Source organism: Sporosarcina sp. Y1009 (assembly GCF_057669865.1).
Genome location: NZ_JBYHFO010000002.1, coordinates 27,853 through 48,384, shown reverse-complemented (window position 1 = coordinate 48,384; position 20,532 = coordinate 27,853). Strand labels below are relative to the sequence as shown.

The window sequence follows — 20,532 nt, the reverse complement described above, 5'->3', positions numbered from 1 at the left end:
AGAGATTTCGATGGAACTGGGATTATCAGGAAAAGTTGCACTCATTACAGGTTCAAGTAAAGGAATTGGGCTTGAAACAGCAGTGCATTTAGTGAGAGAAGGCGCAGAGGTTACGATTTGTGCACGCAATGTTGAAAATCTTAAAGTGGCTGCCAAACATATATTTGAAAAAACTGGCAAGGAAGTACTTTATATTGAAGCTGATGTGACGAAAGTAGAGGATTGTAAAAAACTTATCTCTTCTACAGTAGAGAAATATGGTCGTTTGGATATTGTTGTTAATAATGCAGGCACTTCAGCAGCAAATCCGTTTGAAGAGGTCAGCACTGATTTGTGGCAAAAAGATTTAGATTTGAAGCTATTTGGTGCCATTCACTGTTCTCGTTATGCGCTTCCTCATATGAGAGAAGTTGGTGGTGGGGCTATCGTGAATGTAACAGCTCAGGCGGCTAAAACACCCCCAGCGTCTTCATTGCCAACTACGGTGAGCCGAGCTGCAGGTATGGCGCTCACAAAGGCTATGAGTAAGGATTTAGGACCTGATAATATTCGGGTGAATACTGTTTGCATTGGTTTAATTCGTAGTGATCAAATTGAAAAGAAGTGGAAAAGAAATTCGCCTGAATTTACATGGGAAGAGTATTCCAAGGAAGCTGGGGGTAATATTCCTCTTGGACGTATTGGAAATACTGCAGAAGCAGCACAAGTCATCACATTCCTTGTTTCAGATGCGGCTTCTTATGTTACGGGAACTGCAGTGAATATCGATGGCGGCTTAGCAGGCGCATTATAATTAAAAATACGATTAAAGCATATTCGCGAAAAACTATCGCTAATATGCTTTTTATTTTCAATTGAAGAAAAGAAGGGGATATCTGCATTGTTAGAGAATAGATACCTAGATCAAATCAACAATTGAGGAGTGGCAAAATGTTTCCAACATTAGAAACAGAAAGACTAATTTTAAGAGAAATCATTAAAGAAGATGCAGATGTTGTTTTCACTACTTTTTCAAATGATGATGTCATACGATATTATGGACAAGAAAAACTGAAAAGTGTTGAAGAGGCAGAAAAAATCATCGATATATTTTCGGCTGCCTACAGTGGGAAGCGTGGTATTCGATGGGGTATTGAAAGAAAAGATACGCAGAAGATTATTGGGACAATTGGTTTCCATGCTTGGTTACCTAATTATAAACGTGCCGAAGTCGGGTATGAAATTCTTCCGAAACATTGGAGAAATGGATATACACACGAAGCATTACTTGAAATTATCCCATATGGGTTCGGAGTAATGGGATTAGCAAGAATAGGTGCAATCGTATTCACTGAAAATGAAGCATCCAATAAATTATTAACAAAAATAGGTTTTCAAAATGAAGGACTATTAAGAAATTATATGTATCAAAACGGAGAACCGCATGATACATATATTTATTCTTTCCTTAATAATGAAATGACAATGTAAAGGTGGGTGGTCGTTGTGAGCGTTGTAGAAGTAAGGAGGGAAAGTGTACTAGATTCGGATGCGGTTGAGCTTGCGCGAATGATTGCGAGTAAAGAAATATCATCACGTGAAGTTACGGAGCAATTTATTAATCATATTAATACATTAAATCCTTCACTTAACTTTTTAGTAGAAGATCGGTTTTCTCAAGCACTGGAAGAAGCAGACGCAGTAGATCGTTATTTGGTGGAAAATAATGCGTGTGGCAAACTTTTTGGCGTCCCGATGAGTATGAAAGAATCCTTCCATGTTGATGGGATGAAAACGACTGGCGGATTGTTAATTAGGAAAAACGAATTTCAACAATCAGATGCAGAACTAGTTGAAAAATTAAAAGCAGAAGGCGCGATTATTTTAGGGAAAACAAATACGCCTGAACTTTGTTTCTGCCAAGAAACTGATAATAAATTATATGGTCGGACGAATAATGCAAGAGATACTTCTAGGACAGCTGGTGGTTCTAGTGGCGGTGAAGCGGTTATGATTTCAGTTGGAGGAGCTGCTGCCGGAATTGGATCTGATATTGGGGGATCGATTCGCTTTCCAAGTCACTTCAATGGTGTCATTGGGTTCAAATCCGGAAAGAAACAGGTTTCGTCAGTAGGAAGTTATCCTTTGGAAAGTCATTTTCTTCAGGAGAGGATGCTTGGAATTGGACCAATCACAAAATCCGTAAGAGATGCAAAATTACTTTATAACATTATCGCAAAAAAAGAAGCAGAAGTTAAAGAAATTAATGATTTCAAGATTAGCGTGCTAGCTAAAACAGACTACCCTCTATCGTTGGCTACTACTCATTTAATAGATGTTATTTATGGCCATTTGAAAAATGAATTTTCCATAGAAAGAACACTTCCCCCTTTTTTCAAAGAATCATCTCGTTTATGGCAAGAAATTATGTCGATTGATGGGGCATCCGGGGCTGCAAAAGAAGCGTTTGGAGATAAGCCAGTCCGTCCAGTCCGTGCTTATCTAAATGAACTAATCACTAGAAAAGCGAAAGTTCATCGCTATTTATCATGGGCACTGATTGGCGCTTCGTTGTTTAAGCCTTCAGAGAAAAGAGTGAATGAAATTGAAGCGTTTATCGTGCATGGTGATGATATTTTAAAGGATTATCTAGCTAAACGTATCCTTATTTTACCAGTGTATCATCATTCTGCTCCTAAGCATGGAATCGTTTATAAAGAAATATTTTCAATCCGGAAAACTTATGAAAAGTATATGCCTTATGTTGCTTATGCGAATGTATGGGGATTACCATCTTTGACGATTCCGGTTGGGAAAGATCGTGACGGGATGCCGATTGCTATCCAATTGATTAGCAAAAATGGTAATGAAGAGGCCCTCTTTCAACTGGGAGAAGTAATTGAGGAGAAGTTCGAGGGTTTTACTCGTGTTGTTTCTTAAATTGATTGCAGTTTTAAACAAATGATTTTTCAAAAGAAATGAGTGGTTATAATAAGTCTTTTCACGAGAATAACACTAACAACTTCTATAATAATTGTTTTCATCATTATTTTCTTATGGATTCTTACAGGACAATGGATGAAGGATGGGCTTAAACAAAAAGCAAATGGATCGAATGACTATGCAATTATTCTTGGTGCAAAAGTGAATGGTGAAATACCTTCACTGTCATTACAATATAGATTGGATGCTGCATTGGAATATGCAAAATTGTATCCTCATGTCAACTTGATATTATCCGGTGGTCAAGGTGCGGGGGAGTATATTAGTGAGGCGGAAGCCATGAAGCGTTTTTTAGTTGACCATGGGATCCAAGAAGAACGTTTACTGTTAGAAAACATGTCCACCTCTACCTATGAAAATATACAATATTCAATGGAAAAAATCCCTAGTTCTATAGAACAAGTAACCATTATTACAAGCGATTATCATTTAGCTAGATCACAAAAAATAGCTAAGAGTCTCGGACTTAAATCCGATGTGGTTGCAGCTAAAACACCAAAAGTTGTTGAACAAAAGCTTAGAATACGTGAACGTTTGGCGTTAATCAAAACTGCGATTGTCGGAAAATAAAATTCTTTTTTGAAGGAGATAATACTAATGAAACAGTGGTCAAATGAAATAGAAATTAATGCACCCATTGAGGATGTTTGGAGGATTTTCAATGGTACTTTAGAAAATATGCAAAAGGTAATGCCGCAAGTTATGGCAAATGACCCCATTACGGTAACGGATGATATGGTTGGAAGTATTTATTTGCAGAAATATAAAGAAGGAAAAAGGGAAATGGAGTACGAAGTGGAAACGCTGGAATATAAGGATGAACCCAATGAAAAAATGATGAAAGCTGGTTTCACACTTTCAAATATGTTTGAAATTACAGCGAAATATGAATTAGTGAAACTAGCGGATGATAAGACTTTTTTTAAATATACAACAACAAATAAACCATTAAAATGGTTCATCAAACCTTTTTTATTATTTGCGAGTGGTAAGATTGTCGTTAAGTTTGTTCAACGAGTTAAAGAGGTTGCCGAGAATGGTTAAGTGGAAAATTTGGCGGTCCACATGACATAAGTGCAATTTTTTTTTGGGTGGACCGACCAATCAATCATTTTGATGATTTGTTTAGTTTATGGGTTACATAGGCATACATTTCTTCAGGAAAATCAGTGAAAATTGCTTCTACACCAATTTTATTTAAATCGTTTACGTATTTAACCGTATTTACGGTGTAGACTCTTACAGGAATTTTCGCTGCATAGACAGGCTGCATAGCAGGTTTTAAAGCAGTTTTAAACCGGATATGTAGTGCATCTGCTGGAATTGTCAATACGGTTTCAAGTGGATTTTTTAATGGCTTAAGAAACAATGCGCCCGTTTCGATATGAGGTGCTAGTTCCTCTACTGTTCGAATGGCATCGAGATTAAATGATGAAATAACGATACGTTGATCTAAATTTAGGTTGCTAACTACATCCAATACCTTTTCGGTCATACCAGGGTAATTTATAACATCAGATTTTAGTTCAATATTCAAATGATGTGATGTGTCAGAATAGATATCTAAAGCTTCTTCTAATGTAGGAATGCGTTCTCCTTTGAATTTGGGGGAAAACCAAGAGCCGAAATCATAGTTTCTTAACTCTGCTAGTGTTTTGTCCTTTACATACCCTTTGCCATTTGAAGTTCTGTCAATTTTCTCATCATGAATAATGACCAATTCACCATCTTTAGTCATATGCACATCGAATTCTATTCCATGAATGGGCAGTTTGGCAGCATCCAAAAATGCGGAAAGTGTATTTTCTGGATGTGTACCCGACGATCCTCGGTGAGCATATATCTTCATTAAAACACTCCTCGTATAGATTCGAATGTATATCTTTCTATAACCTACTGTATCATATTCTATTTCAGATTATGTGAAAACTATGTAAAAGGTATCAGAGGTAAATGTCATCGTTATCTCTTCCAATCATCACGATAATAACACCCAGTTTAGATTTAGTTATTTCTAGGCTTTGATAGGGTTTAGTGAACGAAAGGAGACGACGAAGAAATAGCTAAATATGATATACTTTTACATAGAAAATATCGATAGCTTTTAAGCACTAATTTAAAGGGGGCAGTGTATGATGTTGGATAATAATGTAGTTTTCATTACCGGAGCAGCAAGCGGAATAGGCTATGAAATTGGCGTCGCTTTTGCAAAAGAAGGTGCAAAAGTGGTTTTTACAGACATCAATGAAAGCCAAGTGAAAAAAGTGGCGGACTCACTACGACAAAAAGGGTTTGAATGTTATGGGATTAAGTGTGATGTCACAAAGGAAATGGAAATCAAACAGGCGATTGAAGAAACAATAAGGAAATATGGGAGACTGGACGTTCTTGTTAATAATGCAGGTCTTCAGCATATTGACTTGGTTGAGGATTTCCCAGTAGAAAAATTTGAATTAATGACGAAAATTATGTTGGTAGCACCGTTCATAGCTACGAAATATGCTTTTCAAGTCATGAAAAAACAAAAGTATGGTCGTATTCTCAATATGGCCTCTATTAATGGTGTAATCGGCTTTGTAGGTAAATCAGCTTATAACAGCGCGAAGCATGGTCTCATCGGTTTGACGAAAGTTACGGCACTTGAGGGTGCAGAATATGGTATTACAGTAAATGCAATTTGTCCGGGATATGTCGACACAGCACTGGTCCGCAATCAGATGGAAGATTTGGCGAATAGTCGAAATGTTGCCCTTGAGAAAGTATTGGAAGAAGTTCTCTATCCACTTATCCCACAAAAGCGCTTACTTGATGTATCAGAGGTTTCGGATTTAGCACTTTTTCTTGCAAGTGATAAAGCCAAAGGAATGACGGGACAAGCGGTTATCCTCGACGGTGGATATACCGCTCAGTAATGTAAAATCTGTTTAAGAAAAGGAGTTTTCAATGAAGAAGTTTGTCATAGTTGGTGCTGGAATATTAGGTGCATCCACTGCCTATCAATTAGCTAAAAGTGGAGCCGATGTTACTGTAATAGATCGAGAGGAACCTGGACAGGCCTCTAGTGCAGCAGCTGGTATCATTTGCCCGTGGTTATCTCAAAGGCGAAATAAGGCTTGGTATTCACTTGCGAAAAGCGGGGCTGCTTATTACGAAACACTTATTCGACAACTAGAAAATGATGGTGAAACAGAAACTGGTTATCGCAAAGTTGGGGCAATTAGTTTACATACCGATTCAGTAAAACTAGATAAAATGGAAGAACGAGCAAATTTGAGAAAAAAAGATGCTAATGAAATTGGAGAAATTCGAAAATTGACTCCGGAAGAAACATCCTCTTTATTTCCTCCATTGTTAAATGAATTTGGATCTGTACATATTAGTGGCGCAGCAAGAGTAAATGGACGCGAATTAGTAAAAGCACTGATAGATGCAGCGAAAAAGCATGGCGCTATTTTTGTAAGAGGTTCAGCTGAACTAATGCATTCAGCTAATGAAGTAACAGGTGTTAACGTGGGTAATAAAAAAATCCGTGCAGACAAAGTACTGATCACAGCCGGTGCATGGGCGGGCGAGTTACTTGCGCCACTCGGGATAAATCTACAAGTCAAAGGTCAAAAAGCCCAAATTGCTCATCTCCAACTCGGTGATCAAAATACAGATAACTGGCCTGTTGTTATGCCGCCTACAAATCAATATATACTGGCATTTGATAATGGCCGAATCGTTATTGGAGCAACCCATGAAGATGATATGGAATATAATATGAAAGTTACAGCAGGTGGCCTACACGAAATTTTTGACAAAGCACTATCAATCGCCCCCGGTTTAGCAGAAGCAGAATTTATAGAGGCGCGTGTAGGGTTTCGACCATTCACGCCGAACTTTCTGCCGATTATCGGGGAAGTGCCTGATGTTAAGGGGTTAGTTCTTGCAAATGGACTTGGTGCGTCGGGATTAACGGTTGGTCCCTTTTTAGGATATCAACTTTCAAAGCTCATACTTGGTGAGAAACTTGATATTGACCTAGATTTATATGACGTTTCCACGGCAATCTTAACTGATTAAGTCTCATTTACATAATCATTTCACTATTTCGACATGAGTACATTAAACTTAATCAGTAATCTATGATAAAATGAAAATAAGTTTAATTAAGATTCTGAATCTAATAGGAGGTGTTTCTATTGGAAAAGCTAGAAAGTATAATAAGAAATATAAAGATTTTTAAAGATTTAACAGAAGTGGAAATTAAACCTTTTCTTGAGGTCATGACAATAAGAACATTTCCCGATAAAAACATTATCTTTTTGCATGAAAGCCCAATCACACATGTCTATATTGTTGCTTCAGGCAAAGTGAAAGTGTTTAGAAACGACCTGTCGGGAAAAGAACAAATTATTTGTGTGAAACAGCAAGGCGATATGTTTCCAAACGTCGGTTTTTTCCGAAAGGAGAATTATCCAGCGAATGCACAAGCAATTGAGGATACCTCGCTCTATTTAATATCGCTCAAAGATTTTGAAAATGTATTAATTACTAACCCTCAGCTATCAATAAAGTTATTCCGTCTGTTGGGTGATCTAATTGTTGATAGGCAACAACGATTAGAAGAAATGGCTTTACGAAGCACAAAGGAAAGAATTCTTCTATTATTGATTCGCCTCGGCGAAACCCATAAAGGCAATGAGAAAAATGGTTGGATTAAGATAAATACACGGTTCACCAATTCGGATCTTGCCAACATGATAGGAACTACCAGGGAATCTGTAAACCGCATGATTTCACAGTTACGGAAAGAAGAGAAAGTAAAATTGGTCGATGGACACTTTTACATTTACCCTGATAAATTAAAAGAAGAAGTATACTAATTCATAAAAATGCTGTTCGAATGAGAAATCTCATTTGAACAGCATTTTTTTGATTTATTGGAGCTTTAGTAGAGTTCACAGTTTTGTCACTTCGCTATATTTACCTTACGAGACAATTCTTATTCAAAAATAGCAGTCAGGATTATCTGGAAACGTTGTTATAACAATGTTTGGAGTCAAGGGAAATTACTGTGATTTAGTGATTTATCTAAACTAAATACATAATTTTCTAACTGCTTTTTTTAATGTGATTAATATCACATCGTTGAGAATTGTTATCAATTAAACTGAAAACAAGAAGACAATAGGAGGTGCTTTCGGATGGTAACCGAAAAAACTGATGTCAAGAAAGAAGTGGAACAAAACGAGAAATACTCACTAAAAGGGACAATGTTTTCAGTGGGAGTCGTAGCCGCGGTAATTATCGCCACGTATTTAGTGTTATTCGTTTTATACATGATAAGAGTATAAGGAGGAAAAACCATGAAAATGCATCGTTATGAGGAAATTTGGCTTGCATTAAGTTTTGGAATCTTAATCATTTTTATGTTAGTTGTCGGCTATCAAACATTTGCGTTGGGAATGGGTCCCCCAAGTCATAAAGAAACAATTGATCCGCAAAAAGTTGATGAAACAGCACCATTCGATAATCCCGGTGTTTTTCAAACAGGGGACAATGAATATGAAGTCGTGATGACCTTACAAACATTCGGTTTCACGCCAAGCAATATCGAGGTACCTGTTGGGGCAAAGGTAACGTTTACGATGACTTCAAAAGACGTTATCCATGGATTTCAAGTTGCTGGTACAAACTTAAATGCCATGGTAATGCCTGGACACATTCAAAAGATCACGCAGACATTTAAAGAACCCGGTGAATATTTAGTTCTTTGTAATGAATACTGCGGAATTGGTCACCAAATGATGAGCACGACAATTTTTGTTAAATAAAAGGAGGGATGTAAAGTGGAAACAGTCATTAACAATCCGAATTTAAATAAGAAAACAATTAAAGAAAAAGCTAATCAAATTCTAGGTGTAGTTCCTGAGGATGCCAAACTATCAAAATCTTATATGGCCGTTGCGTTTATTGCATTGCTTTTTGGTGGGTTTTTAGGGTTATTTCAGGGGTTGGAACGTGCAGGATTATTACAACTACCTTCTTGGTTCACCTATTATCAAGTATTAACAGCACATGGTATATTATTGGTTTTAGTATTAACAGCATTCTTTACAATCGGCTATTTTTATGCGGGTCTATCTCATACACTTGGTGGATTACTACCGCAGGTCAGGAAAATGGCCTGGATTGGATTTTGGATGAAAATGGTTGGTTTTGTCGTAACGATAGTACCGGTAATGATGAATGATGCAACTGTCTTGTATACGTTTTATCCACCAATGGCAGCATCGCCGTTCTTCTACATCGGTTTAGCTTTAATCGTGCTAGGCGTTTGGATGTGTGCGTTTGGAGCATTTATAAACATTGCTAAATGGCGAAAAAGTAATCCAGGAAAGCATATCCCGATTTTCGCTTTCTTTGCGACAGGCGTATTTGTTCTATTATTCTTCGGTAGTATCGGGGTCACGGTAGAAGTTGTTACGTTAATCTTTTGGTCGGCAGGCTTACTTGAAACCGTAAACGTCATGGTCAGTCGTACGTTATTTTGGGCATTCGGGCATACGCTCGTGAATATTTGGTATTTAACAGCGGTGTCTGCATGGTATGTTATTGTTCCTAAGATCATCGGAGGAAGACGGTTTAGTGATACGTTAACGCGTGTTGTCGTCATATTGCTTGTCGTTACAAACATTCCAGGTGGATTTCACCATCAAATTGTCGACCCAGGAATGTCGGAAGCGCTCAAATTCTTACATGTATTTATGAGTTTATCAATCGCATTCCCTTCATTAATGACGGCATTTGCTTTGTTCTATGTTTTTGAACGTACAGGAAGAGCAAAAGGAGGGAAAGGGTTACTTGGTTGGTGGAAAAAGCTCCCATGGGGGGATGTTCGCTTCTTAGCGCCATTCATCGCAATGGTAGCCTTCATACCAGCTGGTGCGGGGGGAATTGCTCAGACAACGAACCAACTTAACCAAGTTGTCCATAACACGTTATGGGTAGTAGGCCACTTCCATTTGACTGTTGGAACTTCAGTCATCTTGACGTTCTTCGGAATCACTTATTGGTTAATCCCGTATTTATCAAAGCGGGTTCTAACTCAAGCAATGAATAAACTTGGGGTTATCCAAACAATAATTTGGACATTCGGGATGCTCTTTATGTCAGGATCGATGCACTATGTTGGGTTACTCGGATCGCCTCGTAGAACTTCATATACAACCTACGGAGATCATGTAGTGGCACTTGGATGGGATCCGTATATGTTCTTGTTAGCAATCGGGGGAACTCTTTTAATCATCGGTGTCCTCCTTCAAGTGTACGCGGTATTCCATATGATGTTCTTCGCACCTAAAGGAAATACAGAATTTCCGATTGCAGAACCTGAGGAAGAAGAAGAAAAAACACCAATGTGGACAGATCGGTGGGGATTATGGATTGTCATCATGCTACTCGTAGTTTCAATGGGTTACGTCATACCCCTTGTTGATTTAATTGTAAATGCACCGCCGGGGTCACCGCCATTTAGAACCTGGTAATGTGCTATTAAAAGAGAGAGAGTCTAAGGGCTATCTCTCTTGCTGTTAGAAGAATAATTGTATGGAGAGTGGTAATGATGAGAGAACATCGGAATTCGGTAGGGATTGTTATTGTGCTAGTATTCGGTTTTGCACTGTTCTATTTTGGAACCGATGGATTTAGCGCATATACTGCTGAAACTGCCCGGGTGAACCAATTAAAAGAGGATAGACCTAATTTTCCAATCGTAACGCTGGAAGATAGTAATCAGCGTATCTATCCATTTTCTGAATTTCAAAATAAATATGTGTTCATCACATTTATCTATACAACTTGTACTACGGTTTGTATTGATTTGGAAATGAATATGGCTGAGGTATATAATCGAATCCCGGAGAAATTCATCGGTGAAGAAATTGTGTTCTTAAGCATTAGCTTCGATCCTACGATTGATGATCCGGCTAGATTGGATATGTACAAAGACTATTTTGGTAGCGATGGAGAAACATGGAGAATGGCTAGAATTGAAAACACGGCGGAATTAGAAATTTTGTTAGATGAGTTTGGTGTTATCGTAATTCCAGATGACTACGGAAATTACGCTCATAACTCTGCATTTTATTTGGTTGATAAAGAAGGTAGTTTAATTGATGTCATGGATTATCAGGATATAGAAGGCTCAGCAACAAAAATTATAAATATCCTGAAGAGCGAAGTGGGGGCGTTATAAATGAAACAAGCTAAATATGGTTTACTTTTATTTGTATTCTTAGCTCTTCCTCCAGTCGCAAATCTATTGGAATCAATAATGATTATCCATATGCATATGCAAATGCCGTTACTGATAATTGCAGGTTTTTTTATGGCAAAGTTTTTTCTGTTACGTTTCCCAAAGTTTTTCGAAACGTGGAATCAAAACGGCATACCAGGCATACTTCTTTTTCTAGTTATATTGGTATATTGGATGATTCCTAGAACGATGGATGAGGCGCTAACGCTCAATAGCGTTGAAATTTTTAAATTCATCAGTTTGCCATTCTTAGCGGGTGTGCCGTTACGGGATAGTTGGAGAAAACTTAGTGTGTTCAAAAGGAATATCTTTTTAATCGTCATAATGATTATGTCTTTTGGATTGGGAATGCTTTATGTAAAATCACCTGTGCAATTATGTAATAACTACTTATTAATCGAGCAAATCACGCTAGGTTGGGGATTTTTAACAATGGCCATTTGCTTGGTAATCTATTTGTTGTACATTTCATTTACAGATCAATCGGCTTATGAATGACATATTTAAACGCCTCAGAATGAGTACCAAATAAAAAGTACGAGAAATGAATTTCTTCTCGTACTTTCTGCAATTACTTTATACTATTGAGCAATGTTTGTTTCATACTTTCATAAGCACCAATCCAAAGTTGAATATCCTCTTTAAATGCTTTTGATGTTATGCCAATCATTTCTTTAAATTTCTCATCATAATCTGGTGCATCTTTTTCGGGTAAGCTATCTCTGTACTGACTAACAAATTGCTTTGTTCGTTCAGCAATCGGTCCCCATTTGGCAACTTCATTGCCATCATTATCAATAAAGATGAAAATTGGAATGGTACGTGATTTACCGTTTGTTAAATACTGATCCATCAGTTCTAAGTTTTCGTCTCTTGGAAGTATACGAACCGGTATATTTGTTTTTTCTGTAAGACGCAGCAATACTGGAATGTTTAACATACAATGCCCACACCAAGGTTCAGCCAACACAACCACTCGCAACTCTTGTTTATCTAGTAATTGTAAAAATTCCTCGTCTTTAGGAACTGAGAAGTTTGCATAAATATTTGAAAAACCAGATTTATGTTTCTCTAAAGACTTAATATATTCATCAGGTGTAATTCCTTTTTCATACCAATTATTTAATCCCATTTCTATTCCACTCCTTCAAATGACTATATAGTAAATTGTAACGATAGAGACAGGATTGGTAAACCTTAATGCTTAGAAGATGATTTAAATAAAGAATATTTCAAATAGCCTTTTCCTTTCTGGAGATTGGGGGTATAATATTATATTAATTCCTTAATACGATTGAATGAATGATAATCAATGTAAAATATAGGACTGAAGGGGATAGTCATCATGACAGTACAAATGATAGAAGTTAAATTAAGCGAAACGAAAAAAGGAAAACCGGAATCAAGCCAATTAGCATTTGGTACTGTTTTCACGGATCATATGTTTGTTGCAGATTATACGGAAGGACAGGGTTGGAGTGGACATAGAATTATTCCATACGAACCCCTAACATTAGATCCGGCATCAGTTGTTTTCCATTATGGTCAAACTGTATTCGAAGGATTAAAAGCATACATATCAAAGGATGGCGCTATAAGGCTGTTCCGTCCAGAACAAAATATGCGGAGAATGAACCAATCAAGCGCGCGTCTTTGTATGCCGCAAATTGACGAAGAACTTGCCATAAAAGCGTTAAAAGAATTACTGATCATTGATCAAGAGTGGATTCCAACAGCAAAAGGTACATCGCTTTATATCCGTCCTTTCATGATAGCTACTGAACCACATCTAGGCGTTTCACCTTCAAAAACGTACAAGTTTATGATTATTTTATCCCCAGTAGGGTCTTATTATAAATCAGGTATTCATCCTGTTAAAATACTAGTCGAAAACGAATATGTTCGAGCGGTTGCAGGTGGTACCGGCACTGCAAAAACTGCAGGCAACTATGCGTCAGGTCTTCGAGCACAGGAACTTGCCGATGAAAAGGGCTATGCACAAGTATTATGGTTAGATGGTGTTGAAAAGAAATATATCGAAGAAGTTGGAAGCATGAATATTTTCTTTAAAGTCAATGGAGAAGTTATTACGCCAATGCTGAATGGAAGTATTTTAGAAGGAATCACTAGGAAATCAATTATTCAATTATTAAATCATTGGGATATTCCAGTCACTGAACGTAAAATTACGATTGAGGAAATTAAAGAAGCAGCTGAAAACGGTACGTTAGAAGAAGTTTTTGGAACTGGTACCGCCGCAGTCATTTCTCCAGTTGGCGAATTTAATTGGAAAGATAAAAAATACGAAGTTAACAATGGTGAAACCGGGGAACTTTCAAAGAGATTGTATGATAACTTAACGGGTATTCAAACTGGAGAAATTGATGATCCATTTAACTGGGTTATTGAAGTTCAGAGATGAATATTTTAAGTGATTGTATAAAAATCTCGAATAGCAAAATCGCCTTTTAGAGCTACTTAATTTCAAATTGACATGTAATCATTTACAGTTAAGTTAAGTACTTTTAAAAGGGGGGAGAAACCATCGAAACAATACAGCAACTTAAGCTATCGCGGATGCATACAATCGGGCGACTAAAAAGAGTAGAGAATCCAAAATGGGAACTTCAACCAAAAGGCCTTAATAATAATATTTTATGGCATGCTGGTCATATTTTTGTTACGGTTGAGCAATTTATCCATGATTGTGTGGAAACTTATGAACCTTTTAATGCAGAATGGATTCCATTATTTATAGATGGAACGAGTCCAGATGAGTGGCAAGGCGAAGTTCCTACGGGTGAGGTCGTATTAGCAGCACTACGCGCCCAACTGGAAAGGATTATTCCAGTTGTCGAAAATAATCTTGCAGATAAAGCAGCAGAACCACTAGTCATTGGAGATAATATCATGACGATTGATAGTATTGAAGGATACATTCAGTTTTTAAGTTGGCATGAAGGAACCCATTCAGGCGCAATCAATGCCATGAATTTATTTGAGTGAAGGACTGTTTCTAAAGGAGGTTTGGTTATGGACGAATTACAATCGAAAGACCAGTTTGAACAACTGAAAAACGAAGAGCGTACAATTTTTATGTTTACAGCAGATTGGTGCCCAGACTGCAGAGTGATTGAGCCTTTTTTACCTGTAATTGAAGTAGATTATCCTGAATATACATTTATATCAGTTGATCGTGATGAGTTTATCGACTTATGTACAGAACATGATGTTTTTGGAATCCCGAGCTTTCTAGCTTTTAACGAAGGCAAAGAAATAGGTCGTTTTGTAAGTAAAGACCGTAAAACACAAGCAGAAATTGAAGCGTTTTTGAATAGTCTATCCTAAAAAAATCCCTATAAATCAGAAATACCGTAAATGTTCTCGTTTACGGTATTTCTTTTTTTGTTTTTAAATAACGATTAGCATAAAAGCCGACTAATTGAGCAATCTATCGATGACGGAGGTGACGTTACTTGAAACCAAATAATAAAAATGAAAAAGCTAAATCAAAAAACGAGAAAAGTAAAGAAGAATATGGTTACGGTTATGATAGGGCTGTAGAAGATTTATCGGTTATCGGACAAAGTAATGAGCAACAAAACAACAAGTTAAATAAAAACTAAAAGGGAAGCATTCGCCTCCCTTTTTCGGCGTATAACTATAGTTTATGGCTAAAAACAATTTTTATGAAATTCGAATCGATTCAAATACATAATTCTGACATGAATGGTTATCCTACGGTTACAAATTCATTAGGGAGGAATATTCATGAAGAAAATCACACTGTTTTTAACAGCCATGTTCATGTCATTGTCATTAATGGCCTGTAATGCTAACAATCAAAACGCCAACGACGATGAGGCGACAAATAACAATGCGGACACGAACGAAGACCAAGGGATAGAAGAAAATGCGAATAACGATGGAGATAGAAATGTTGAAGTTGCACAAGATGCGGCGGATCGGATTATGGAATTGGACGGCGTGGAAAGTGCGAATGTGCTCATAACAGATCAAAATGCTTATGCAGCAGTTGTATTAGACGGGAACACAGTTGACAATGGTGAGACAGATACGAATACAGGCGATACAGAAAATAGTACCGAAAATACGGATACTAATGAAGATGAGGGCATGAACAATGACAGTCCAGAACAAATGCTTTCAACTGATTTAGAAAATAAGATTGCAGACAAAGTAAGAGAAGCAAATACCGAAATTGAAAATGTTTATGTATCATTAAACCCAGATTTTGTTGAAAGAATGACGGGTTATGTTGAACAGATTAACGCAGGTGAACCTATAGAAGGATTTTTCAGTGAATTTACGGAAGCCATCCAAAGAGTTTTTCCAGACGCGCATTAACCGATTTTATGAAGAGACAACCAACCGTTAAATTTTACGGGTGGTTGTCTTTTTTGGATTCGCATTAAATTCGATGTTACTGATACTGGTGTATGGTCGTTAAATTCTTCAATTTATTCATTTGTTCTGTTGGACACCTTTTTTCATATGCGATAATTGAGTCGAGTAGTTGCTCGGTAGTACGAGCACCGACTAGTGTTGTCGCAACAATATCACCTTGGAGAGTATAAGCGATTGCGGCAGCATGTAAATCTGCAACTTCATCGATTAATGATTTCATAGTTGCTTGCAAATCATTCGCATTATAAAGTGAGTATCCGTCAGTACTATTCATTCTTTCTAGTCCCTCTGACGTCAACAAACCTTTTGCTAAGGTTCCTCTGGTTATGATTGATGCACCCTGTTGATTTATCATAGGAAACCATTCTTCTGGTCTTCTGTCTAGCATAGAATATTGCATCATGACGGAAACTGCTGTGCTTTTTTCCAGAAATCGTTTTATGACGTTTGGACGGATAGATGAAATTCCATACTGTCGAATTAGTCCTTCTTTTTTTAGACTTTCAAAAGCATCGATTGTTTCATCAACGTCATCTTCCATTGTTCCACCGTGAAGCTGATATAAATCTATATAATCTGTCCCCAGTCGGTGTAAGCTTTGTTTGATTTCCTTCATAATATTTTTCCTACTTGGATCCCACGTCCATCCCTTACCATCAGGATTTAACTTATTTCCAACTTTTGTCGCAAGAATAATATCATCTCGGTGTTTTTTTAATGCTTTGCCGACAAGCACTTCATTTTTAGAAACAGCATAAATATTGGCCGTATCAAAGAAGTTAATACCTGCATGAAGTGCGGTTTCTACAATTTTACTGGCTTCAGTTTCGCTTTCGGGTAAAGACATTGCACCTAATCCAAGCTCTGATACATATAACCCACTTTTACCTAATTCTCTTTTTTTCATGAAAACACCACCTTAATAATAATGGTACAATGTCATTACTATAATTACCATTTGAAAGGTTTGATTAATTTGAATCAATTCGAAGAAAAAACATTAACGAGTAAAACAATTTACGATGGGAATATTATTTCACTCAAACTAGAAGAGGTTGAATTACCGGATGGTAAATTAGCACTCAGGGAAATTGTTCGACATTCTGGTGCAGTTGCGCTAATTCCAATAACGAATGAGGGTAAAATGATTTTAGTAAAACAATTTCGGAAAAGTCTGGACCGAACACTTATCGAAATTCCTGCTGGCCGCATTGAAACGGGTGAAGATCCAAAAGAAACAGCACTTCGTGAATTGGAAGAGGAAACGGGATATGGCGCACAAAAAGTTACATATATTCAATCATTTGCAACGTCTCCTGGATTTGCAGATGAAGTGATTCATCTATATTTAGCTGAAGAATTATTCGTCATTGAAAATCCTGCTGAGGGAGACGAGGATGAATTTATTGAGCTTTTTGAAGTAACCATCGAAGAAGCAGAAAAAATGGTTGTTTCAGGTGAGATATATGATGCGAAAACAGCTTTTGCTGTTCTCTATGCAAAACATGAGTTAAAAAAGTGAACTATTTTCGGATGGACGAGCATATGGTGTACTAACTAGCCGGAGGTGCAGTCGATGATCCGTTCACTCTCATTTACTTATTTATTTATCATTCTAACAGTTGGATACCTCGGAGGAACATTATTATTTCGAGAAATGCCCTTAGCATCTGTAGAAAATTTACTTGGACTTTTTGATGGCAGGATTGTTGATGGTCATGCAGCGAATTTTATACAGCCTTTTTTAATGACGATTTTATTTTTTTTAATAGCTTTTGTCCTATCATTTGTAAAAAAACTTCATTTTATGATTACTTTTATTGGTGCATTAAAATGTGTCCTATTCGGACTTGCTACAGGCTTCTTGCTATCTAGTGGTATGAAGATTGTTGAATATGGATTATGGTGGTTTCCATTTCAACTCGCGATTTGTTTTTTATTACTCTTATTTTGTACGATTTTAAAACCACCATTTTTCATTAGAACGGTTGGTCTTAAAAGCCGTAATGATAGAGCATTATTATTTTTACTTGGTTTGGTAATCTTGATTACAGTTATTGAATTACTAATTTATCATTATATTTTTTAACGATTAGAGACCTAGAACATTTTACTTCCTTTCCTTTCGGTTGTCTTCTATAATCTAGTTTTGATATAATGAAGACAGTTTGAGGGGGGCGTCTTAATGGAGAGCCGAGTTGATCGGATAAAAAAACAATTACATGGCGCCAGTTATAAATTGACGCCACAGCGTGAAGCGACAGTCGTGGTACTCCTTGAGAATGAAGCGGATCACTTAAGTGCAGAGGATGTTTTTTTGCTTGTAAAAAAGAAATCTCCTGAAATTGGTCTTGCAACTGTGTATCGAACACTGGAATTGCTTACAGATTTAAAAGTTGTTGATAAAATCAACTTTGGAGACGGTGTATCGCGCTATGATCTTAGACAAGAAGGTGCAACACATTTTCATCATCATCTCATTTGTATTGAATGTGGTGCAGTTGATGAGATTAAAGAAGATCTTCTTGGTGAGGTAGAGAAAATCGTAGAGAGTCGCTGGGAATTTTCGATAAAAGATCACTGGCTAACTTTTCATGGAACTTGTAAACGATGTAAAAATCACGAAACTGAAAAATGATTATCGAATATGAGGACAGCCTTCCGCTGTCCTCTTTGTCGTTATCGTTGAAAGGGGAAGACAAATGGAGCGTGTACAATTTGCCCTTGAGGACTATGTCCACTTTTTGAAAATTGAACGTCAACTAGCTGCGAATACAATTACATCTTATCAACGGGATCTAACTAATTACATCGAGTTCATCAACACCTCGGCGGCAAAATCAATCGATGATATTACCCGACAGAATATTATTGCTTATTTGCAAGTTATGAAGGATGAAGGGAAATCTGCCAGAACCATTTCGAGACATATTTCATCAATTCGTTCATTCCATCAGTTTATGTTGCGAGAGAAAGTAACTACAAATGATCCTACTGTACATATCGAACTTCCTAAAATTGAACAAAAACTACCGAGGGTTTTATCGTTAGAGGAAGTGGGAAAGCTGATAGATGCACCCGATTTATCAAAACCACAAGGTGTAAGGGATACCGCATTACTGGAACTATTGTACGGAACGGGTATGCGTGTCAGTGAACTCATTAATCTTGACGTTGGACATGTTCAATTAACGATGGGATTTGTACGTGTATTTGGCAAAGGTGGAAAAGAAAGAATTATTCCACTTGGAAATAAAGCAATTGATGCATGTACAGAATATATTAAAGTTGTTAGACCAAAGTTTATTGCGAAAGTAGATTCTCAAAATGCATTATTTGTGAATATGCGAGGTGGAAGATTGACACGTCAAGGTTGCTGGAAGTTATTAAAAGCTCATGCACTTAACGTGAATATACAAAAAAAAATGACACCTCATATTTTAAGGCATTCATTTGCAACGCATTTAATAGAAAATGGTGCCGATTTACGTGCTGTTCAAGAAATGCTTGGGCACGCAGATATTTCAACAACGCAGATCTACACTCATGTGAGCCGTAGCAGATTAAAAGAAGTATATGTGAAATTTCATCCGCGGGCTTGAAAATAGGAGGAATTGTACGATGAAAACAGAGGAATTTAAACGAATTCACGTCGTAGTGCTCGATTCAGTTGGCATAGGTGAAGCACCAGATGCGGAGCTTTTTGGTGATGTGGGTGCTGATACGCTAGGAAGTACAGCTAAAGCGATGGGTGGATTAAATATGCCCAATTTAGCTAAACTAGGACTTTCGAATATCAGGGAAATTGAAGGTATACCCATAGCTGATGAACCACTGGCGATGTACGGAAAAATGCAAGAGGCTTCTGTCGGGAAAGATACCATGACAGGCCACTGGGAAATTATGGGGTTGAATATTGATAAACCTTTTAAAGTTTATCCTAATGGATTTCCAGCTGAACTCATTACCGAACTTGAAAATAGAATTGGTCGAAAAGTAATTGGGAATAAGCCGGCTAGTGGGACAGGGATTATCGATGAGTTAGGTCAAGAACACATGGAATCCGGTGCCATTATTGTTTACACATCTGCAGACCCCGTTCTTCAAATTGCTGCCCACGAAGGAATCATCCCGATTGAAGAGCAATATGAAATCTGTGAAATTGCCCGAGAACTTACATTGTCACCAGAATATTTAGTAGGTCGCGTGATTGCTCGTCCATTTATTGGTGAACCAGGCAATTTTACACGAACGACAAATCGTCATGATTATGCGTTAAAACCTTTTAATCCGACCGTGATGAATGAACTTCAAGATGCGGGTTTAGATGTGATTGCAATCGGTAAAATCTCAGATATATTCAATAATGAGGGCATCACTTCTTCAGTCCGAACAGTTAGTAATATGGACGGTGTTGATAAGCTTTTAGAAGTGATGAAGAAGGATTTTCATGGCATTAGTTTTACAAATCTTGTTGATTTCGATGCCTTATTCGGCCATCGCCGAGATCCAATTGGGTATGGAAAAGCGCTAGAAGAATTCGATGAAAGAGTCGTGGAAATACTAGATTTATTAAAATTTGATGATTTATTAATCATTACAGCAGATCATGGGAATGATCCTGTCTTTCCGGGAACGGATCATACCCGTGAATATGTTCCGTTACTCATCTATTCGCCATCCTTTAAAAAAGGCGGCCCAATGCCAGTAAACGAAACATTCTCGGATATTGGCGCAACGATTGCTGATAACTTTAATGTGAACTTGCCTGAGTTTGGTAAAAGTTTCCTATCATTATTAAAGAAAAAGGGGAAGTAAAC

26 protein-coding genes are annotated in these 20,532 nt (G+C 37.3%); 23 read left to right on the top strand and 3 right to left on the bottom strand.

Annotated features, from left to right (window positions below; genetic code table 11):
* Positions 1-10 precede the first annotated feature (10 nt).
* The 5 genes from AC25Y1_RS02860 (at position 11) to AC25Y1_RS02840 (ending at position 4,026) form a co-directional block, all read left to right on the top strand.
* On the top strand, positions 11-793 hold the full coding sequence (locus AC25Y1_RS02860) for an SDR family NAD(P)-dependent oxidoreductase (RefSeq protein WP_488146438.1): 783 nt from the start codon (positions 11-13) through the stop codon (positions 791-793).
* A gap of 137 nt (positions 794-930) precedes the next feature.
* A complete protein-coding gene (locus AC25Y1_RS02855) occupies positions 931-1,470 on the top strand; it encodes a GNAT family N-acetyltransferase (RefSeq protein WP_488146437.1) in 540 nt (179 codons plus the stop codon).
* A 15-nt stretch (positions 1,471-1,485) separates the two neighbouring features.
* Complete coding sequence (locus tag AC25Y1_RS02850) at positions 1,486-2,919, top strand: amidase (RefSeq protein WP_488146436.1); 1,434 nt, start codon at positions 1,486-1,488, stop codon at positions 2,917-2,919.
* A 42-nt stretch (positions 2,920-2,961) separates the two neighbouring features.
* Positions 2,962-3,552 (top strand): YdcF family protein, encoded by a 591-nt coding sequence (locus AC25Y1_RS02845; RefSeq protein WP_488146435.1) that lies wholly within the window; start codon positions 2,962-2,964, stop codon positions 3,550-3,552.
* 27 nt (positions 3,553-3,579) lie between these two features.
* Positions 3,580-4,026, top strand: coding sequence for an SRPBCC family protein (locus AC25Y1_RS02840; protein WP_488146434.1), 447 nt, complete (start codon positions 3,580-3,582; stop codon positions 4,024-4,026).
* A gap of 64 nt (positions 4,027-4,090) precedes the next feature.
* Here AC25Y1_RS02840 and AC25Y1_RS02835 read toward each other — a convergent pair whose 3' ends face one another.
* Positions 4,091-4,831: a glycerophosphodiester phosphodiesterase gene (locus AC25Y1_RS02835; protein ID WP_488146433.1), complete on the bottom strand. Its 741-nt coding sequence runs from the start codon at positions 4,829-4,831 to the stop codon at positions 4,091-4,093.
* Positions 4,832-5,117: 286 nt separating this feature from the next.
* Between AC25Y1_RS02835 and AC25Y1_RS02830 the strand changes: the two genes are divergently transcribed.
* The 8 genes from AC25Y1_RS02830 to AC25Y1_RS02795 all read left to right on the top strand — a co-directional run bounded on the left by AC25Y1_RS02830 (position 5,118) and on the right by AC25Y1_RS02795 (position 11,782).
* Positions 5,118-5,894, top strand: a complete 777-nt coding sequence (locus tag AC25Y1_RS02830) for a 3-hydroxybutyrate dehydrogenase (protein ID WP_488146432.1) — start codon at positions 5,118-5,120, stop codon at positions 5,892-5,894.
* 31 nt (positions 5,895-5,925) lie between these two features.
* Complete coding sequence (locus AC25Y1_RS02825; protein ID WP_488146431.1) at positions 5,926-7,047, top strand: NAD(P)/FAD-dependent oxidoreductase; 1,122 nt, start codon at positions 5,926-5,928, stop codon at positions 7,045-7,047.
* Positions 7,048-7,166: 119 nt separating this feature from the next.
* On the top strand, positions 7,167-7,850 hold the full coding sequence (locus tag AC25Y1_RS02820; RefSeq protein ID WP_488146430.1) for a Crp/Fnr family transcriptional regulator: 684 nt from the start codon (positions 7,167-7,169) through the stop codon (positions 7,848-7,850).
* A gap of 321 nt (positions 7,851-8,171) precedes the next feature.
* The gene (locus AC25Y1_RS02815; RefSeq protein WP_488146429.1) at positions 8,172-8,321 is read left to right on the top strand and encodes a cytochrome c oxidase subunit 2A; all 150 of its coding nucleotides are present in this window, start codon (positions 8,172-8,174) and stop codon (positions 8,319-8,321) included.
* 12 nt (positions 8,322-8,333) lie between these two features.
* On the top strand, positions 8,334-8,801 hold the full coding sequence (locus AC25Y1_RS02810; protein WP_488146428.1) for a cytochrome c oxidase subunit II: 468 nt from the start codon (positions 8,334-8,336) through the stop codon (positions 8,799-8,801).
* Between the two features lie 15 nt (positions 8,802-8,816).
* The gene (locus AC25Y1_RS02805) at positions 8,817-10,514 is read left to right on the top strand and encodes a cbb3-type cytochrome c oxidase subunit I (RefSeq protein ID WP_488146427.1); all 1,698 of its coding nucleotides are present in this window, start codon (positions 8,817-8,819) and stop codon (positions 10,512-10,514) included.
* Positions 10,515-10,588: 74 nt separating this feature from the next.
* Entirely contained in the window at positions 10,589-11,224 is a 636-nt protein-coding gene (locus tag AC25Y1_RS02800; protein WP_488146426.1) for an SCO family protein, read from the top strand.
* Positions 11,225-11,782 carry a hypothetical protein gene (locus AC25Y1_RS02795; RefSeq protein ID WP_488146425.1) on the top strand — a complete coding sequence of 186 codons (558 nt, stop codon included), beginning with the start codon at positions 11,225-11,227 and terminating at the stop codon, positions 11,780-11,782.
* Positions 11,783-11,855: 73 nt separating this feature from the next.
* On the opposite strand, the gene AC25Y1_RS02790 is transcribed toward AC25Y1_RS02795, so the two are convergent.
* A complete protein-coding gene (locus AC25Y1_RS02790; protein WP_488146424.1) occupies positions 11,856-12,416 on the bottom strand; it encodes a thioredoxin family protein in 561 nt (186 codons plus the stop codon).
* 213 nt (positions 12,417-12,629) lie between these two features.
* Between AC25Y1_RS02790 and AC25Y1_RS02785 the strand changes: the two genes are divergently transcribed.
* From AC25Y1_RS02785 to AC25Y1_RS02765, 5 genes are all read left to right on the top strand, one after another.
* The gene (locus tag AC25Y1_RS02785; protein WP_488146423.1) at positions 12,630-13,706 is read left to right on the top strand and encodes a branched-chain amino acid aminotransferase; all 1,077 of its coding nucleotides are present in this window, start codon (positions 12,630-12,632) and stop codon (positions 13,704-13,706) included.
* A gap of 122 nt (positions 13,707-13,828) precedes the next feature.
* On the top strand, positions 13,829-14,290 hold the full coding sequence (locus AC25Y1_RS02780) for a DinB family protein (protein ID WP_488146801.1): 462 nt from the start codon (positions 13,829-13,831) through the stop codon (positions 14,288-14,290).
* A gap of 27 nt (positions 14,291-14,317) precedes the next feature.
* Positions 14,318-14,632 (top strand): thioredoxin family protein, encoded by a 315-nt coding sequence (locus AC25Y1_RS02775; protein WP_488146422.1) that lies wholly within the window; start codon positions 14,318-14,320, stop codon positions 14,630-14,632.
* A gap of 128 nt (positions 14,633-14,760) precedes the next feature.
* Positions 14,761-14,910 (top strand): hypothetical protein, encoded by a 150-nt coding sequence (locus tag AC25Y1_RS02770; RefSeq protein ID WP_488146421.1) that lies wholly within the window; start codon positions 14,761-14,763, stop codon positions 14,908-14,910.
* Positions 14,911-15,055: 145 nt separating this feature from the next.
* Positions 15,056-15,652: a YhcN/YlaJ family sporulation lipoprotein gene (locus tag AC25Y1_RS02765; RefSeq protein ID WP_488146420.1), complete on the top strand. Its 597-nt coding sequence runs from the start codon at positions 15,056-15,058 to the stop codon at positions 15,650-15,652.
* A gap of 76 nt (positions 15,653-15,728) precedes the next feature.
* Here AC25Y1_RS02765 and AC25Y1_RS02760 read toward each other — a convergent pair whose 3' ends face one another.
* Positions 15,729-16,619: an aldo/keto reductase gene (locus AC25Y1_RS02760; RefSeq protein ID WP_488146419.1), complete on the bottom strand. Its 891-nt coding sequence runs from the start codon at positions 16,617-16,619 to the stop codon at positions 15,729-15,731.
* 69 nt (positions 16,620-16,688) lie between these two features.
* On the opposite strand from AC25Y1_RS02760, the gene AC25Y1_RS02755 reads away from it, so the two are divergent.
* From AC25Y1_RS02755 to deoB, 5 genes are all read left to right on the top strand, one after another.
* Positions 16,689-17,234, top strand: a complete 546-nt coding sequence (locus AC25Y1_RS02755) for an NUDIX hydrolase (RefSeq protein ID WP_488146418.1) — start codon at positions 16,689-16,691, stop codon at positions 17,232-17,234.
* Between the two features lie 54 nt (positions 17,235-17,288).
* A complete protein-coding gene (locus AC25Y1_RS02750; protein WP_488146417.1) occupies positions 17,289-17,801 on the top strand; it encodes a hypothetical protein in 513 nt (170 codons plus the stop codon).
* Between the two features lie 96 nt (positions 17,802-17,897).
* The gene (fur, locus tag AC25Y1_RS02745; protein WP_488146416.1) at positions 17,898-18,350 is read left to right on the top strand and encodes a ferric iron uptake transcriptional regulator; all 453 of its coding nucleotides are present in this window, start codon (positions 17,898-17,900) and stop codon (positions 18,348-18,350) included.
* Positions 18,351-18,414: 64 nt separating this feature from the next.
* Entirely contained in the window at positions 18,415-19,314 is a 900-nt protein-coding gene (gene xerD / locus AC25Y1_RS02740; protein ID WP_488146415.1) for a site-specific tyrosine recombinase XerD, read from the top strand.
* A 19-nt stretch (positions 19,315-19,333) separates the two neighbouring features.
* Positions 19,334-20,530, top strand: coding sequence for a phosphopentomutase (gene deoB, locus AC25Y1_RS02735; RefSeq protein ID WP_488146414.1), 1,197 nt, complete (start codon positions 19,334-19,336; stop codon positions 20,528-20,530).
* Positions 20,531-20,532 lie beyond the last annotated feature (2 nt).

Bases quoted from the DNA above. Each gene is read 5' to 3' on its own strand.
- AC25Y1_RS02860 (WP_488146438.1), top strand. From the start codon at position 11: ATGGAACTGGGATTATCAGGAAAAGTTGCACTCATTACAGGTTCAAGT.
- AC25Y1_RS02855 (WP_488146437.1), top strand. From the start codon at position 931: ATGTTTCCAACATTAGAAACAGAAAGACTAATTTTAAGAGAAATCATT.
- AC25Y1_RS02840 (WP_488146434.1), top strand. From the start codon at position 3,580: ATGAAACAGTGGTCAAATGAAATAGAAATTAATGCACCCATTGAGGAT.
- AC25Y1_RS02835 (WP_488146433.1), bottom strand. From the start codon at position 4,831: ATGAAGATATATGCTCACCGAGGATCGTCGGGTACACATCCAGAAAAT.
- AC25Y1_RS02830 (WP_488146432.1), top strand. From the start codon at position 5,118: ATGTTGGATAATAATGTAGTTTTCATTACCGGAGCAGCAAGCGGAATA.
- AC25Y1_RS02825 (WP_488146431.1), top strand. From the start codon at position 5,926: ATGAAGAAGTTTGTCATAGTTGGTGCTGGAATATTAGGTGCATCCACT.
- AC25Y1_RS02815 (WP_488146429.1), top strand. From the start codon at position 8,172: ATGGTAACCGAAAAAACTGATGTCAAGAAAGAAGTGGAACAAAACGAG.
- AC25Y1_RS02810 (WP_488146428.1), top strand. From the start codon at position 8,334: ATGAAAATGCATCGTTATGAGGAAATTTGGCTTGCATTAAGTTTTGGA.
- AC25Y1_RS02800 (WP_488146426.1), top strand. From the start codon at position 10,589: ATGATGAGAGAACATCGGAATTCGGTAGGGATTGTTATTGTGCTAGTA.
- AC25Y1_RS02795 (WP_488146425.1), top strand. From the start codon at position 11,225: ATGAAACAAGCTAAATATGGTTTACTTTTATTTGTATTCTTAGCTCTT.
- AC25Y1_RS02790 (WP_488146424.1), bottom strand. From the start codon at position 12,416: ATGGGATTAAATAATTGGTATGAAAAAGGAATTACACCTGATGAATAT.
- AC25Y1_RS02785 (WP_488146423.1), top strand. From the start codon at position 12,630: ATGACAGTACAAATGATAGAAGTTAAATTAAGCGAAACGAAAAAAGGA.
- AC25Y1_RS02775 (WP_488146422.1), top strand. From the start codon at position 14,318: ATGGACGAATTACAATCGAAAGACCAGTTTGAACAACTGAAAAACGAA.
- AC25Y1_RS02765 (WP_488146420.1), top strand. From the start codon at position 15,056: ATGAAGAAAATCACACTGTTTTTAACAGCCATGTTCATGTCATTGTCA.
- AC25Y1_RS02760 (WP_488146419.1), bottom strand. From the start codon at position 16,619: ATGAAAAAAAGAGAATTAGGTAAAAGTGGGTTATATGTATCAGAGCTT.
- AC25Y1_RS02750 (WP_488146417.1), top strand. From the start codon at position 17,289: ATGATCCGTTCACTCTCATTTACTTATTTATTTATCATTCTAACAGTT.
- fur (WP_488146416.1), top strand. From the start codon at position 17,898: ATGGAGAGCCGAGTTGATCGGATAAAAAAACAATTACATGGCGCCAGT.
- xerD (WP_488146415.1), top strand. From the start codon at position 18,415: ATGGAGCGTGTACAATTTGCCCTTGAGGACTATGTCCACTTTTTGAAA.
- deoB (WP_488146414.1), top strand. From the start codon at position 19,334: ATGAAAACAGAGGAATTTAAACGAATTCACGTCGTAGTGCTCGATTCA.